This is a genomic window from Mycoplasma sp. 4423 (assembly GCF_054353855.1).
This window is the reverse complement of the sequence record NZ_JBTHHJ010000005.1, coordinates 13,032-31,062: the sequence shown is the minus strand read 5'-3', so window position 1 is coordinate 31,062 and position 18,031 is coordinate 13,032. Positions and strand designations below refer to the sequence as shown.

10 protein-coding genes are annotated in these 18,031 nt (G+C 28.7%); 4 read left to right on the top strand and 6 right to left on the bottom strand.

The annotated features are described in order from the left end of the window. Positions 1 to 6: 6 nt before the first annotated feature. A complete protein-coding gene (locus ACXYRN_RS01430) occupies positions 7 to 828 on the bottom strand; it encodes an MIP/aquaporin family protein (RefSeq protein ID WP_458607392.1) in 822 nt (273 codons plus the stop codon). A gap of 496 nt (positions 829 to 1,324) precedes the next feature. Between ACXYRN_RS01430 and ACXYRN_RS01425 the strand changes: the two genes are divergently transcribed. Beyond that, positions 1,325 to 2,062, top strand: a complete 738-nt coding sequence (locus tag ACXYRN_RS01425) for a DNA-processing protein DprA (protein WP_458598066.1) — start codon at positions 1,325 to 1,327, stop codon at positions 2,060 to 2,062. Between the two features lie 25 nt (positions 2,063 to 2,087). On the opposite strand, the gene rpmA is transcribed toward ACXYRN_RS01425, so the two are convergent. From rpmA to ACXYRN_RS01405, 4 genes are all read right to left on the bottom strand, one after another. Further along, the gene (gene rpmA / locus ACXYRN_RS01420; RefSeq protein WP_458607391.1) at positions 2,088 to 2,351 is read right to left on the bottom strand and encodes a 50S ribosomal protein L27; all 264 of its coding nucleotides are present in this window, start codon (positions 2,349 to 2,351) and stop codon (positions 2,088 to 2,090) included. Positions 2,352 to 2,357: 6 nt separating this feature from the next. Beyond that, on the bottom strand, positions 2,358 to 2,657 hold the full coding sequence (gene rplU, locus ACXYRN_RS01415; RefSeq protein WP_435129922.1) for a 50S ribosomal protein L21: 300 nt from the start codon (positions 2,655 to 2,657) through the stop codon (positions 2,358 to 2,360). A gap of 112 nt (positions 2,658 to 2,769) precedes the next feature. Beyond that, the gene (locus tag ACXYRN_RS01410) at positions 2,770 to 3,015 is read right to left on the bottom strand and encodes a hypothetical protein (RefSeq protein WP_435129919.1); all 246 of its coding nucleotides are present in this window, start codon (positions 3,013 to 3,015) and stop codon (positions 2,770 to 2,772) included. Positions 3,016 to 3,073: 58 nt separating this feature from the next. Next, positions 3,074 to 4,381: a YitT family protein gene (locus tag ACXYRN_RS01405; protein WP_458607390.1), complete on the bottom strand. Its 1,308-nt coding sequence runs from the start codon at positions 4,379 to 4,381 to the stop codon at positions 3,074 to 3,076. A 672-nt stretch (positions 4,382 to 5,053) separates the two neighbouring features. Between ACXYRN_RS01405 and ACXYRN_RS01400 the strand changes: the two genes are divergently transcribed. Both ACXYRN_RS01400 and ACXYRN_RS01395 read left to right on the top strand, forming a co-directional pair. Then, complete coding sequence (locus ACXYRN_RS01400) at positions 5,054 to 8,929, top strand: hypothetical protein (RefSeq protein WP_458607389.1); 3,876 nt, start codon at positions 5,054 to 5,056, stop codon at positions 8,927 to 8,929. 561 nt (positions 8,930 to 9,490) lie between these two features. Next, on the top strand, positions 9,491 to 10,246 hold the full coding sequence (locus ACXYRN_RS01395) for an IS30 family transposase (RefSeq protein ID WP_458607388.1): 756 nt from the start codon (positions 9,491 to 9,493) through the stop codon (positions 10,244 to 10,246). A 487-nt stretch (positions 10,247 to 10,733) separates the two neighbouring features. Here ACXYRN_RS01395 and ACXYRN_RS01390 read toward each other — a convergent pair whose 3' ends face one another. Then, a complete protein-coding gene (locus ACXYRN_RS01390; protein WP_458607387.1) occupies positions 10,734 to 13,430 on the bottom strand; it encodes an HsdM family class I SAM-dependent methyltransferase in 2,697 nt (898 codons plus the stop codon). Positions 13,431 to 14,047: 617 nt separating this feature from the next. On the opposite strand from ACXYRN_RS01390, the gene ACXYRN_RS01385 reads away from it, so the two are divergent. Continuing rightward, entirely contained in the window at positions 14,048 to 17,857 is a 3,810-nt protein-coding gene (locus ACXYRN_RS01385; RefSeq protein WP_458607386.1) for an Ig-like domain-containing protein, read from the top strand. Positions 17,858 to 18,031: the final 174 nt, after the last annotated feature.

The window sequence follows — 18,031 nt, the reverse complement described above, 5'->3', positions numbered from 1 at the left end:
ATTGAACTATTTATGTTCAATTTTACCATTTTGGTTTGATTCTTCACATTTTTCCATACATTCTGCTTTTTTATTTTTAAAACCAATAATTTTTAGCACACAAGGATTAAATCATCGAGCAGTCAATCCTTGCATAAACATATAGAATGCAGGAGCAAATAAACCACCTAACATCATTGAAATTGTTGCAGAAATTACTGAATTTCGATAAACAGATACTACTGCAGCAGAAACAGAATTTGTTGCATCTTTGATAACATCATAGCCTTGCAAGGTGTTTTTAATTTGTAAGTATCCATCTGAAGCGATGTTGTTTTCAAAAGCAAGAACAGGTAATTGTTGTGCTAAACCACGAAATGGATTAATGGCTACCGAACCAGCTAAAAGTCCCATTCATACAGTAAGAGAAAAAATAAACATTATTAAGATATCACGGTATTTATCATTTATATTAGGCGAAAAAATAGGAAAAAGCAAGATTGCAGTCATAATTAGTTCAATAAAAAATATTCATATCGAACCACTTAGCATTGCATAATTAGGTGTTCAGTCTCCACGGAAAAAGTAATATGCTTTTTTGGTAGCAGTTATTGTATTTCAAGGTTGATTAGATAAATAACCAATATGATGTGCTGCGGTTGCTTTACCAACAGCAAAAATAATAGCACCAGCAACTATTGCTGCAAGCATTTGCATAAATATTTTATATGATACATATCAACCTGTTTGACTACCACACAGATATCGATACATTGACACAGCAGGATTTAGGTCACTACTTCATCTGTTGAAAATAAATAAAACTAAACCAACGGCTATAAACCCCACATAAAAACCGACTACAATTGGATGTAATAAAAAGTTTTCTATTGTTAAAGGAGAACCTTGTCCTTTTACAACAGTTATATTAGTAGATAAACCCGCAAGCAGTAATGTTAATAATAATGTTCCAAAAAACTCTGAAAAACCATGAATAATTCAAGATTTTATATCTTTGGGACGCTCTGCAGATGTTCTGTTTTTCTTCTTAGTTTAAAAAAACTAAAAACACTTGGTTTTGGTGAATTACAAGTTTTATCCATTATGTTTCCGTTCTTAATTTTGATTTAGTTTTTATTTCAAACATTATTTTATTTCTATTAATTATATAAATAATATAAATGGTGATTAAACATAAATAATAATGTTATTTATTTAATGATTATTATATACCTTTTTATACAAAAATAATATAAAATAATGTGTAGTCATATAAATTCATTTCCTTTTTTGGTTCATTTACAGTTTATTTTGTAAAAAAATAAATAATAAAAACGGAGAAATGATGAAAGATGTAATTTTATATTTTAGTACAAAATTTAAAGGCGACCAATATCAAATTTATAAACACATTCAAAATGGTAGTCAGATTCCTAATAAAGAAATAGAAAATATTAAAAACAACCTAAGAAATTTAGGTATCGAATATAAAACAATTATCGAAAACAACTATCCTAAGGAGTTATATGAAATAAATGAATGTGTTTTTGCTATTTATTATCGTGGTAATTATGATTTAGTTGCTGCAAAAGAAAAATTTTATATTATTAATGAACTTTGAGACACTTATAATTGGAGCATAATAAACAAAAACCTTGATGTACTAGTAAAAGAAGTTGTATTGATAACCAATGATTACAAAAAGACCGAAAGTGAATTTGTAAATTTATTTCGATCTAAAGGAGGTAAAATCATACATTTAGCCAAGGAAGGTCTTGATAGTTATGATTATCGTGGAATGAATTTAGATAATGAACTTGTTATAAGTCAATATCCACCTGATACACATCCACAGATTAAATACTTTAAACAAAGTAATTTTATTGCAGCAACACTAGCAAAATGTTTGTTATCCTTGTCACTAAAAAAAGAATCTAAGTCAAATAATTTAATATCAGCATTTTTAAACTTAGGCAAAGAAATATTTTGCTTTCCAGGTTCTGATATTGATGATGGTAATAACCAACTTATTGCATCGGGTGCTAATCTGATTTGATCAATATCAAAGGTACTGAATATTTAAAAGAAGAGCGAATGCCCTTCTTTTGTTAATTTAATTTTCTTTCAGGGTATACTGAAACAAATTTTCTGTTTCTTCTGCTTTCGTATTTTATATAACCATCAATTAAAGTAAATAAAGTATCATCGCCACCACGCCCCACATTATTACCTGCATGGATTTTGGTTCCACGTTGTCTATAAATAATTGATCCAGCAGTAGCGAATTGTCCGTCACCTAATTTAGCACCTAAACGTTTTGAGTGTGAATCACGACCATTACGTGTAGATCCACCTGCTTTTGTCTTTGCCATTTCTTATTATCCTTGAATAGACACTATCTTAACACGTGTATATGGTTGACGGTGTCCAAGCTTTCTTTTGTGTGTTGATTTTGCATTGTGACGATATACTATAATTTTCTTTGCTTTACCTTGTTTTTCAATTGTTCCGGTTACAAAAGCATCTTTTAAATAAGGAGTACCAATCTTGGTATCTACAAGTAAAACCTTATCAAATTTTACTTCACTACCCTCTTCTCCATCGATTTTTTCGATAAAAATGGTTTGTCCTTCTTTAACTAAAATTTGTTTTCCACCTGTTTCAATAATTGCTAACATGCAATCCTCCAAAAAGTGGCTCGTCTTTGAGGTGAGCTATGCTACTTAAACCTTTTCAGAACGGTTACTCATGGTAACTAATTTATTATACCAAAAAGAGTTTATATCCAAATTAAAAGATAATATAGTTTGTTTTAGAATTTGTTGTTGAACTTTTCTCATTATGACTTCATTTGTAAGTTGTTGTTTTATCTTTTATTTCACCATTTGCTGAAAATGCTGTTCTAAACAAACCAACTATTGAAGCAAGTGATGAAGCTAACAAAGGAATACCAGTGAGTAAACTTAAAAAAGCAAAACCTGGTTTAATCTTGTTAAGTTGTCTTCCTTTAATTTCTTGTAGTTGATTAAGTCTCATTTATACCTCCACTTTTATTATTAATAAAAATAAAATTAGCACTAAAATAGCACTAATTTTAATGTTCGACAAATTCGGTATTAAAGTTTCCGACAACTTGTTTTACCCTTGAAATTGATATTCAAATGTTTGGATCAATTAATTTTAAATCAGAAATTATGTTAGGTGTTTCTAAAATAAGCATAACTGTTGAAATTTTTGTTGCTTGTTTACCTGTATATCCTGATTTATAAGATTCAATTCGATATGAATGTCAGTAGTTTATTAGACGAAAGTAAGCTAATACTTTTTCAGGATTACAACTGATAATAGTGACATCAACTTTTTTATATTTTGGATAAAGAATATCAATAAAAACATTAACAATTAAAATATATAAAAATGTTGTTAATTCACGGATACCAAAATAAATTCGATGTGGACCACTCCCATTAACACTATTTTTATTGTTAAAAATTTCTTTGAGTTTATTTATATCTCAACTACCATTTATAAATGCATTATCCTTGTATACAGGCATATTTGCAATATTTGTAATAACCCTCCCTTCGTTATCTAATGGATTGGGATATAAATAGTTAGGTTTTAAAAAAGCAAAGATGATTAAAAATGTAATAGCAGTAGCAACTCCGATAATTGATAACACATGGCCTACATTTTTCTTTGATTTAACCGAAAAATAATAAGCAATAATATCAGTTCCACCGGTCGATCCACCCGATCTTCAAGAAATCGAGATACCTAAAGCAATAAATAATGCACCAATAAAAGAATAAACGATATTACTTCAGTTGCTTGTAGGTTCATTTCTTTCAGTAAATGTAATAAATTCCTGTAAGCCGACAGATATTACAGGGGTAGTAAAGAAAAGGTTAGTTAATATCTGAAATAACATAAACGTTAGGGTTAAAAAGATAAAACTTTTTTTAATCTTTCATCCAAAAATTAAAAATAAAGGGATATTGAATGCTAAATATAACAAAGCAAAATAAGGTTCCACAGCAGGTACTGCATATTGAATTAATGTAGGTATTCCAGTTACACCAGATGGGATAGTTTCTGCTCGTTTTAAGAAGATTTGAATTCCTGCATTAAACAATAAAGAAGCAATAAATATAAAGATTATCTTATTTCAGTATCTTTTGAACAATCTTTTAAAATTTAATCCATGATCTTTAGAATTTAAAAGATATACACCCATCTTGTATTTAAGATGATGTGTGTTATTTTCGATGTTTTCTAAATCGATATTATTGTTTAATTTTTTGTCTACTATATTAGCAACTTTATGCTCATCTAATGCTTTATTTATGTGAAACTCACAGCAATTATTATCATTTGAATTAGTATTATCTAATGAAGTCATATTGATATAATTTTATTCTTTTTTAATAAAAAAGAAATTTATTGTATTTTCAAAAATAACTATGTAACGGGAAAATAAAGTTATATTTCCACAAAAACTTTATCATTTATGAATCAAAATATAAAAAAAGGGAGAGTGTTGTCCGACACTCCCGAGCTGCAGATAATCACTTTTATTCTGGCACAGCATGAACTTAGCTAAGGTTCATTTTAAATACTGGGTTTTCACCAAGCACCTTGACTTTGGTCAATATACTCTTTTCGGATTCTGGGTGCTACTAACACACGGAGTTTTTATACTGCTATTCACATAGCGATCAACCGAAAACCTATGTTTGGTAACGTTTGATTGCAACCACCACAGTTGTCAACAAACACACAGGCAAACTTGTGTTATCCGTTAAAGTAATTAAAAACAGTTTCAACCACCTACTTTTGTTAATACGATAACTCAGACGGTGTTCCAACCGTAAGTAGGTGTGCATTAAATCCAAGCAAGATTCACTCTGCCACCTTTTTTAATATTTTATCACTTTGTGTACGAGAAGTAAGAAAATAATTTCATTTTTATTTAAAAAAATAACACAGGAAATTCTCAAAATTTGATACAATTATTCTACATTAAAAAAATTAATATTAATACAATCATATATATATATATATGGAGGACCTTATGAAAGATAAGAAAAAGAAAAATAAATTAGCAATGTTTTTAGTTTCTTCAGCAGTTTTTGCATCTGCAGTTACTGCTGCAGTTATTGCTGCTGTGTATGCACCTAGATCATCTGAACTAACTTCAGAAGAGAAAGCAAAGGAAACTGAAATAAATCCCAAACCACCTAAACAAGAAAAACCAATTGATGTTGTTCCTGTTGCGCCGGTAGAAAGAAAAGAACAATATTTAAAAGATATCAATGCTATTAAAAATACTGTAAATACCAAGAGATTTTCAAAAACATCTTATTTTGACTATAAAAGCAATGAATTGTTAGACGACTTACGTAGTTTAAATACGGTTAATAAGAAAGCAAACCCAAGCGAAATGGATGCTAACAAGATGTCAATTCTTTTTGAAAAAGCATGATCATTAATCAAAGTTTCTGATGCGATTGAATCGTTATTTAACAAGGTTGCAAAATCTAACTTCATTGATGAAATTAAAAAAACTTTTTATTTAGATGAATATCAAAATTTATTATGAAAAGTTCAAAAACAACAAACAGATGAAGCGAAAATAAATGATGATCGCTTTAAACAAAATGAAGCATATGCTGCATCTATTGATGATTCAGATAAACCGAATAGTTTAGTTAAGCAACTTCAATTATTAAAGGTTAGATCAGATTATCAAAAGAATTTTGAAACTATAGATTATTTACAAAGATTAATATCACTTGTAAAAGATAAAAAAGAAGCAAATGCAGATTCTCAGCCACAATTACAAAAAGAGTTAAATGCTATTAAAATCTCATTAGAAACTGCACTATTAGATAACCCTGATGCAAATGTAAATGATAAACTTGAAAGTCTAAAAACAAAAGTATTAGCTAAATTAAAAACTGAGAATACAGATGAAAATCAAAGAGGTCAGTTACTTTTAGATGCTCAAAAGGATTCATTAATTCAATTAACTAAACAGTCAGAAGATTTAGATAAGTTTGATAATCAAATTAAAAATGCAAAAACACAAGCAGAGTTAGATAAAGTAAAAAATGATCTTGATAAAGCACTTGATTTATTGTGAGTTAATACACATACACTTGCTATTTCACAAAGATTAGATAATTTTAAAGTTAAATTTGACCAAGCAGGTGAAAAAATCATTACTATAGAAAATAAACATTTATTTAACGGAAACTATTTAGATCAAGGGGTTACTCAGATTCAATATGATTCAATAATGAATGAAAATCCAGAACTTCAAAAAGAATCATTTATCAAATCTGTTAAAATGTTCCGTAATAAAGTTGCTGAATTAAAAGCGTTGATTGCTAAAATAGATTCAAGCAATGCAGTGCAAAAAACATATTCTGATAATTTAAGTCAAATAATAAGCGATGAAAGTAAAACACTTTATGATATTAATTTGCTTGAAGAACAAGTTAATGCAACACTAAAAAAACAAGACTTTGTTAAGCAAGAAGTTGATTTATTAAATAAAAATACAGAAGTTCCATCAAATGTTAAAAGTGCATTCATTGATTTATTGAATGCTTCTGTAAATGATTCATTATTAAAATTAGATCAAATTAAATGACTTTCTGAGTTATATATATCTACTTTAAATATTAAAAAGGCCGCATTAGATGAAATAAATAAAATCGCTGATGATGCTAAAAAGCAAGAACTTTTAAAATCATTTAATGAAATAATTTCACCTATTTTAGATAAAATCGATGCAACTTCTGCAGATATTAGTAAGTCTGTTACTGATATACTTGAGAAAATTGCGACAAAAGCAAAAGAATATAGTGAAACAATAGAAAAAGTACAAAAAGACAAAAATGAAGATGAACTCAAGAATTTTAAATTTGACCAAATCGATAATCGTGCTAAATTTTTACAATTATTAACTAAGGCACAAACTGCAAATAATGCTGTTGCAAAAAGAAAAGCAATTAACGAGGTTGAATTAGGTTATGTAAAGAGCATTCAAGATATAATCAATGAAGCACAAAAGCAAAAACAAACTAATTTCAATAATGTAACCAAAGATGGTGATAAAGAAATAGCTGATATTAATACTATCTATGCAAACCTTAAAACAGTTGAATCAAGCATTGTTGAAGATACCACAACTGAAAAAATAATTAAAGTTTTAGAAGATGCTAATGCAGCAGATATTGCTACCTTAAAAGCAACCGATGGAGCTTTAACAAGTGATCAATCAACTAATTTTGATAAAGAACTTGAAGAAGCCAAAAAAGCCACATCAAATACAGATAAACTTAAAAAATTACAAGAGTTGAAAACAAAATTATTTGAAGCGAAAAATAAAGCAGTGGATGCAGATCAAAGTCTGATTCCAGATTTAATTGAAAAATTAACCGTTCAAAAAACCAGGGACACATTTAAAGAATATTATCAAAAAAATAAAGCAACAATGACTAGTGCTCAATTGGTTAATGATTTTCTATATGGTAATCCAACTAACGAATCTGATAATACTAAACAAGGTATATTAACACAATTAAATTCAGAGTTAAATTCCGAATTAGTTATTCAGTATAAAAATAAATCTGATTTAGATAAAATGTTAGTTGATTCAAATCCACAGAAAAAAGAATCATTTGATACAGTTTCAACCGAATTTTCTAAGGCATTAACAAATAATGTTATTGATTTATCAAAAGCAGTAGATACTGTTAAAGCAGCAAAAACTTTTGTTGGTAAATTAATAGTTGATGCATATGATTTATGAACAAAAACATTGTTTATTAGTCAAGAAGATGGGGTTAATGGAATTGGAACTACTAAATTTAGACAAATTATTCGCGATGCTGAGGGTTCAGAGGAAAAACTTAAAAAAGCAATTGGTATCGGTAATCAATTGCTAGAAAAATTTAGATTTGCAGTTGTAATGGATTTAAGAAAACTTTCTGATGTAGATCAAAGAAAAGTTCATTTAATTGAATTTCTTCAAGGAAAAGATTCAGATCATGTGCCAGATTCTGTAAGAACTTATAAAGCACTATCAATATTTATTAATGCAATTGTAGATACACAGAAATTAATAGATCAAATTAAAGACCAAAATAATAAATCTCAATTGCAAGAAGAATTACGTGTTGCAACAGATGCTTCAAAAGTAAACGAAGTAAAAGTTAAGGTTCAAAAAGCATTAGATGAACAAAATAAACAAGATGCTGAAACTGATAAAAGAGATTTTGATGCTAAAAAACCTAAAATTGCTTCATTAGCAGCAACAATAACAAATACTGATGCAAAAACTAAGCTAACCAAACAAGTTAATGATTCTACTAATCTGCAAGAGTTGAATATCGCGGAAAAAGCAGTTAATGATCAACTTGCTTCTGAAAAGACAGCGAAAGATTTAGCTGATTTAAAAGCAGAAGTTCAAACATTAATTAATAAGCTTTCAGAAGCAGACAAACCAACATATCAAGCAAAATTAGATGAACCAGAAAATAATAATACCAAAGCACTTACTGCTTTAAAAAACGAAGTAGAAGTAAAACTTGATCAAAAAAATAAACCGACTCAATCAAAACCAACAGATTCACAAATAACTTCTGAGCAAAAACAAACTCCGCAACCACAAGAAGAAACAAAAAATCCAAATAACCAACAAGCAAACACAGAGCAAAACCCTCAAACAAAAGCAAACGATCAATCAAAACAAGATAAACCAAAAACAAATGAAAGCACAACAACTAATACAGAAACTAAAACACCTACAAATTCTAGGAATAGCAAATCAAAAACAACAGCCGCAATAATAGCAGCAGTAGTTTCTTCTGTAATCGCACTTATAACTCTACTTTCATTTGGTTGATATTTAAAGAAAAAGAAAAATAATAAAGCATAAAATATAGCACCAATGGTGCTATACCCAAAATGCAATCTAAAAAGCTACACTATAAAAATTAGACTATTGTGTAGCTTTTTTTGTATAACCACAAATATTTTCAATAATAAATTTACGATATTAATTTAACAAAAGCAAAAATAATTTTGAACTTACAAAGTCATTAATCCCAAAAGTTAAATTTTAAATTTAGTAACTTTTTTTATTTTTTATGCAAGCTTAAAAAATAAAACCTGCTTTGTAAACTGAGTTTGCAAAGCAGGGAGTTTTTTTGTTTCTTTTTTACAAAAAAGAAAGTTCCTCCGCCTATTTTGCCATTAGGCGAGAGCGGAGGGGGGTGGTAAAAGTGCAAAACAGATAAATGTATTGTATGTATATTTTACAAAGAGAAGCTTTGTTTTTGTTATTTCTAAATAAAATTATTACGGTTGTAAAAAACCCCTTTTCTATCTAGTGAATAGAAAGGAGCCTCTCATTAATAATTTTACCCTGAAAACAAGAATTTGATTAGAATTTTTATTAAAAACAGAGAAAAAATCACTAACTGAAATTTCAACAGAAATGAAAATTTCACGTTCATCTATCAGCAGAGAAATAAAGAGAAACTCGCATTTATTTGGTTATGATGCTTATTATGCGCAAGAAAAATGTGAGATAAGAAATCAATGAAAAAAGCATTGTATTTTAAAATCACACATGCATAAATATGATATATTTTCGCAAATTTTCCTTAGCAAATTTAATAAAAGAAGTTTTGGAATCGCTGTCACTTATCAGTATATTAAAAATACTCAAAATGTGCAAATACCAGCCTTAAGAACAGTATTCAACTGAATCGAAAGTGGTGTTTGAGTTATAAGCAGAAAAGACTGTTTACGCAGCAAATATAGAAAGAAACATCCAGATGACTACAAAAGTGGAGTAGAAAAATTAGTAGGAAAAAGATGGATTCGTCCTTTTTGATCTCGTCCAACTAGTATTGCAGAAAGAAGTGAATATGGACATTGAGAAGTCGATTTAATCATAGGAAGAAACCGTGCAAAACATAGTCATTTACTTATTTTCACAGAGAGAATGACAAGATATGGAATTATCATTCTTCTACCAGAAAAAAATCCTTGAAAGATTAATCGATTACTTTGAGACACAATTAAAAAATACAAATTAAATGTTAAATCAATTACACAAGATAATGGTTGAGAATTTAAGAGTCTTTTTTTATTTAGCATACAGATTACAAATTTATATCTACAAGGCAGACCCATATGCATCGCAGCAAAAGGGTGGGATTGAAAATTTCAACGGACTGGTTCGTAGATATTTTCCAAAGGGCACAAACTTCAATAATGTCACAGAAGATTAATTACTTTTAGTCCAAAACGAAATAAATAAAATACCTCGTAAACTTTTTAAATACCAAAGTTCAGATGAGTTATTTTATCATTACAATTATTTTTTAGATCCTTGAAAACCTATACCAGATGAAGAACCTTTATTTGCTTACAGTTATTTAAAAAGACAATCAAATACATCGAAAAATAAATTTTTCAAGAAATATAAATAGAAAATTAAACTAGATAGAAAAAGGAATATCAGTAATTTTTGATTACTGATTTTGTTTTCTTTCTTTTTTTCTTTTGCGAAAAATATAAGCAAACAAAAGAAGACAAATATTGATTTTTAAGTCTTTATTTGTCTTCTTAATCATTGCATTTAGTGTAGCTTCTTTAATTGCAATTCAGCTATAGCACCAATGGTGCTATATTTTATTCTATATACTAATTATAGTGTTGACAAACCGATCCTACTTCTTAAAAATCAAATCCTTTTGCATAAATACATTATTTTTGAAATTATACTCACTGATTTTTGCATATGTAATTTTGAAACCATCTAATAAAACATTCATATCATAGATAATATTGTTAGTATTATTATAAATATAGTTATAAAAATTATCTCTGATTTTCTTATCTGTAATTCTTATTACATATATAGCAGCGGACACAAAATAATTATCATCTGCGATAGCTATTTTTTTAGCATTCGGTAGACTTGAAAAGACAATATCACCTTTTAAAGCAACTTTTGATGATTTTTTATTTTTATTATTTTTATGTTTAATTTTACCATTTTGGATATCTGATATTTCTAAGTATTTATAATTTACATTTTTATCATAAACAGGATTAATTGCATCAGCGATATCGTTGATACTGATATAACCAGTTTTCGGTTTGTTAAATCTTGGATAAATAATACGTTTTTGATCTTTATCTAACAACAACATCTGATTAATATTTTTAATAAAAGTAAACTTATTCAACTTACTTACAGTGTTTTTAGTCAAAAATTCATTAACAATTGGAGCATAATATTGCTTTAAATTATCATTTAGTAAGGTTATTCCTAACTTATTACGATTAGCGCTAAATTCATAACCTAAAAATTCTTTTTCGACATTATTACCAGCAAACAAAGTTTTAGGCGAGTTAATAACTAATATATTATAATTTAACTCTACCTTTTCTTGTTTTTGCATAAACAAGATAATTGGAGATGTTGTAGTACCACTAAAAGTTATATCAGCTGATTCAAAAATTGCTCTAATCTTAAAGTGTGTTAAAACAAATTCGCGTGCTGTTGCATATTGTGCGGCTGTTAAAAAAGATCTAGGTAGAATTATAGCTGCATAAGCATCATCTTTAAGCAACTGATAAGTTCTTTCAATGAATAATACTTCTATTTCACTACTTTTAGCATCCAAGGTTTTCAGTAAACTAAAATCTTCACTAGATACATTGTTTTTTAAAACATTTTTTAAAAAACCGGCAACAGAAAAAGGAGGATTTGCGATAACAAAATCAAAAAAAGGATTGAAAGTTTTCTCGGTGTATAAAGGACTATTAATAAATTCAATAGAATTAAATTTATTAATTCCATCCGCATTAATAATTTGTGCTTCACCATCCCCATTTAAAAATGTAGATATTTTAGATGTCTTTGCCAATCGATAATCTTTTTCTATCCCAATAACATGCTCATTTGCTCAACTAAACGGGTTAACTTGATAACTTTGAATCAGTTTATTTATAGCAGATGTATAATTTGGTTGAAGTTTTTGGATAACATTTTCGATATAATCCATATACGAAACCAAAAAGTGTCCACTTCCACTAGCGTAATCAATCATTTTAGGAATAAAATCTATATTTCTTTGTTCTAACTTAGATTTAATAATTGTTTCAATAGGTAGGGAGTTAACCATAAATTCTACTATCGGCATTGGAGTAAAGAATTGTCCAGATTCTTGTTTTCAAGATGTGTTAAGAAGTTCTTCGAAAAAGTCCCCTAAAAATTGGTGTTTGTTGTTGTATTTAAATTTATATGATTGCAGTAATAAAACCATTTCTTTTAAAACACCGTTGTTTTCGATAAATGTTTTATCATCAAAAACTTCAATGAAGGAAAAAGCATTATTTTTCTTTAATCGCAAATCATCTATAACTTGACGGAGTTTTTGTTTATTATCATTATTTTCAATGATTGATTCAATTTCCGAATCAGAGTAGTCAATAATTTGTTTTTTCATACAATAATTCATACCATTTTTGTATAAATCATTTAATCTTTTAAGAAAACTTAAATCATTATCAATATTATTGATGAATTGAAATTGCATCCCATTAATTTTTTGTCCATCTATTTCAAAATTACTATCTTCTAAAATTTCATCATATACTTTTGCAATAAAAATATTAATCATCTTATCAAATGCATTAGATTTATCAGAAACACTATTTTGTCTAAGAATGCTTAAAAACTGGTTAAAAATAAGTTTCACCGCATCAGAATCTATTTTTTTTAATTGATGATATTTAATTACTTGAAATTCTGCTTCAAAGAGATTGTTATTGAAAACAAAATTACTTATATCTCATTGTTTGTTTCATATTTCATACATTGATTCAGTTGATTCTGCTTTTGTTAAAATATCGTTTATAAAAATATTAAAAAATTGGTGACTTTGATTTATAAAGTTATAGGTGTAGTAACTGCCAACCTTGATGTTTTTATCTTGAAAAAGATAACTAAATATTTGCATAGTATGTTTAGCAGATTTATGATTGATATATTTATGGATTGAGTTTATATCTTTTACTTCAAAAATATAATAAGCTTTTGCATCTTTTGATACAACTACATCTGCAAAACCTGATGTGTTATGACCGAGTTTTCAACTTTTTTCTAAATATATTTGTGATTTCTTATATCCTTTTTCTAACAGAGAAGCAACTAACATCAAAACGGATCAATTTTCATTTTTGCTTAAATCAAAAATCCTTTGGTGTCCAAAGTTTTTAAAGTTTTCTATACTTCATTTTTGATTATTTAAATCTATTTTAATAATAGCATTCTTGATTCTGATTGTTACAACACCATCTTCTTTTGAAAACAAAGGAAAAGTATTTAATAAAGTGTTTAAGTATATTGCATCCATAAGTATCTTTCTAATTATATATGATTTTGATATAACGGTTTAAAAAGGTAAAAAAAAAGAGACATATGTCTCTGAATTATTATGTGAAAGGAGGGTTATCTCAAGCAGTAAGACCTATAAGTCTTTCATTCTTGTCTTAAACAAGGTTCTTAATAATAATATCATAGTTTTGTAAAAAACCAAGAAAAATATAATCTTTCTCTTAAATACCAAATATTAAGGTATTAGGAAAAAGAATTTGATCGTTTCTTTTAGTGAGTTGGTGCCCCGAAAAAATGTAGCTTTAATCACAAATAAAATAGTTTACTAAACCACTAACATTTAAATATTTTCGTTTCTTTATATTGAAATTATCTCTATTGTTCTTTAATATAAATATAAGCAAATATAAATTTTATGTATATTTAAACAACCTAATAATGAAAAGAAAATAAAAATTTCCAGTTTTATTCTCAAAAATAATATAAAAACAAAAAAAAAAAAAAAAATAATTCAAAAATTTAAATAAAATTAAAAGTGTTTTATTTGATTATTTTAAATATAAAACATATTTTCTAGTAAATAGTATAAATAGATGATTTGATAAATCATCTAACTTAATAATAAGAAAGGAAAAAATGAGAAAAAGAAATAAATTACTTACATCTCTTTTATTTATATCTGCTTCTACAACAGCGATAGCAGTAAGTTGTGGCAGTCAAACACCTGCTGCTAAACCGGAAACACCAGGAAAAGAAACACCACCAAGTGAGCAAACTAAACCAGGTAATCAAATCCCACCTGATGAAGGAAGCAAACCTAGCGATGGAACACCAAAACCAGGTGGTGAAACAACCAATCCTGGAGAAGAAACTAAACCAGGACAAGGAGATGGTTCACAAACACAAAATCCAGGTGGTTCTGGTGAAAGCGGGAATAAACCTAGTGATGGTTCAGGGACAGGTACTACAACACCAGAAGACGGAACAAAGCCTGACTCAGGAAACCCAGGTGGTTCAGGAACAAATCAAACACAGGAACCAGTTGTTCCTAAAAAAGAAGCTGCTAGTGTTGTAGCAATCGATGCAAACAATTTATACAGTCAAGTGAACAAAGAACTTTCATTACCATATACAGTGCAAGCATACTATAGTGATGGAACAACTAAAGAAGTTCCTGTTTCATGAGAAACATCAAAAATTAAAAAGGAAACTCCTGCTGTTTATCAAATTACTGGAACAGTTGCAGGTAAGCAATTTGTAAAAGAATATGAAGTATATAATGAAAGTGCTTTTCAGATAGAAAATCCTTATATTACAGTATATGAGAATGATAAAGTAACCTTACCTGAAACAGTTAAAGTCATCTCTAAATTTGGTACATTTAATGAACCTGTTGTATGAAATGAGCATTCATCAGTTTCAACAGCAAAAGGTACACAGCAAGATATCACAATCCAAGGACATCTAAAAGACTATACTAATAGACCCGTAACAGCATACTTAAAAGTTGTAGATAATAACTATACAACTAATACATCTATTAACATTGTAGATACTAATGCATCTGATGTCAATCATGCAACAGCAACCGTTAGCCCTGCTAAAACTGGTTCTGGCGATGCTATTACCAATATAGTTGATGGAACTTGAAATAGTAGTGAAAATAGATTTACCAACTATGCAGGAGATCGTCAAGCAGATGCTAAAACAGGACAAATAACAATTGATTTAAAAAGAAAACAAGATATTGCTGGTGTTAAGTTATTTATGTTTGCTGATTTTAATACAGGTAATAATGGACCAAAATACTTATATATTTCCACATCAGAAGATGGACAAACATTCCATCGGGTATTTAATCAAAGTAAAAGTGATAACTTCGCATTAAATACATCTGCTAATATACAAGATGCTAATAATAGCAACAACTATGTAATAACTTTTGAAAAAGTTAATGCACAATATATTCGTTTTGATTATGAAAACTATCCACGTGATGATACTCATAATTATGTTTTTGGTTTAAGAGAAGTGTTTGTATATGGTGCAACCAAAGCACAAGGACATAGAGACAAAGATAGTAGTAACTCACTTGATTCTATTGTTGTTAAAGGACATGGTATAACAACAGATACATCCACATTATTTTCACCTGACAAACTTGATTATAACGGAACCAGTAGTCCTAGTGATAATTTCCCAACCGAAGTAGATTTTAACTTACCACAACCAAGTCGTGCAAGGGTGCAAACCTTTAGCATCCAAATTGATGCAAATACCAAAAAATGATATGCATTAGTTTGATCAGAAACAGGACAAGTTAAAACATATACTTATACTCATAGATTACTTACCAATACCAAAAAACTTACCACTGTTGCTTTCTCAGTTCCAGACATTACCATTGGACAAGCACAACCTGTTATATTTAATTTAATCGCAAATGATAACACTAAGATAGAGCCAAAAGACCTAGATAAAAATGGAATTGAATTTCACTTAGTAAATAATCAAAATCCAAATATATACTTTAGTTATCAAAGTGGTAATTTTATCGGTCGTCACTTTACTAATGCTCAACAAGTCGTGATGAAAGTAACATATCAAGGAATTTCATATACATCTGCACCTGTAAGTATCAATGTCTTAGAATCACCTACTTCTCCTTTCTCATTTAGAATGGATGAATTAGCAGTTGCTAAAACTCAAACCTTAGATGTTTTAAAAGGTGATAGCATTAATTTACCTAAATACATCGAAGCAATTTATCCAGGAGATAAATATGCTAGATATGTTGATGTAACATGAAATAATGTTCCAACAACAGCAAATAATGTTGGATTCTTTACTTATAGTGGAACCGCAACATATCGAAACTTAACTAGAACTGTAACAGCAGCAGTAGCTGTGCATGATATTAAAAGTGTTTCAGATATTCATGTTTCAACTTTAAGTGGATATGCACCTGATTTACCTAATACTGTTACTGTATTTGATGATTTAGGTAGAGCATATACAAGGGCTGTTATATTCCCTACATTATCTGATGATGAACTTAATTCAACTGATGTTGTGATGAAAGAAGCAAGTGTTGCTGGAACAAACTTAAAAGCAAAATTATATGTTGCTAAGGTAGCTAGAAGTGCAAACACCACAGCTTCTGTTGTTTCTCAAAAATCAGCAACTACACAAGGACAAACTTCTGCATTATTCCCTGCTGCATTCGCATCATCTACTATGACTGCAAGTACATCACAAGATAGTAGTGCTGTCACATATTCTGTAGATTCATTAAATGATGGAACTGCTGCAGCAAATACCACAACTCCTGTTTGAAGCAATAAATACAATGAAGCAGAAAGTACACCAAAAACACAAGTTGCTAGTTCAGGGGGTTCAGAATCTGGTTCTGATAAGTCCAATACAGAACATACAGCATCACAAACAGGAACTGGCGCTACAGATAATCAAGAAGGAAAAGGACAAGATGGACATTCAAGCGGTTCAGCAGTAGCATCTGTTGCAAAAACAGAAGAATCTAAAACAGTAAAGCAAAGCGAAACACATACAGATACAATAAATACTGCTAATGATAACTATGTTGGAGTTGCTTTTGGGGATTCTACATCTAAGTCTGTTAAAGTAGATCGAGTTAAAGTGTGATTTGCAGCAGCTGATGATGCTAAGAAAGTAGGTATTCCTACAACTGTTAGTGTCGAATATTTATCATCAGCAGTCACAGAATTAACCGATTCTACAAAAACTAAATTATCTAATCTAAATGATAGTTCATCAACTGCAACAAACTTAAAAACTGGTACCTGAACCCACATCACCTTACAAAATCAGAATCCTACTATTAAATCAAATGATTATACTGAGTTAATCTTTGCTAAACCAGTTGATGCATATGCAGTAAGAATTAAATTTAGCATCCCAACCAATAAAAATTCAGTGCAAATTAAAGAGTTTCAAGTTCTTGCTCCAAATACAAATGTTTCAAAACAAAGTAGTTTTGAAACAACTGTAAAATATGATCAAAATAACTATCCAGGATTTAATGAAAAAGCAGATATTACAACTTATACTTTAGGACCAGATCAAAGTTTGGATAAATTATATATTTCTGCTACAAATAATGCTAATATCTTTACAACTTTACAAGATGAAACTTTAACAGTTACTGTTTCATCAGAAGATGCAAGTAATTTTAAAACATATGTATTTAAAACTACATCTGCTGATGCACTAGCAGAACGAAGATCAAAAGTAGTTGATAAAGTTTGATACTTACTAAACAACTTTATTAGCAAAAACTACACCCTTACCAAAGGAAGTGCAGTATATGCACAAGCGTATAATGTTTGAGGCATGACTAAAACAGCATCAGTTACTGATTTAGAAAAAGCTTGAAATGAATTAGAAACATTAATGAAACAAGATTAATTATTAATATTTACATCGCATTGTAAACAATGCGATGTTTTTGTATATTTTTGTTGATATATTATATCTATATTTACTGTTAAAAAGTAGGATAATGAAAAATAAAGAAAATTTTGCAGTTTTATCTTTTAAAATTACCTAAAAACAAAAAAAAAAAAAAACAATTCAAAAATT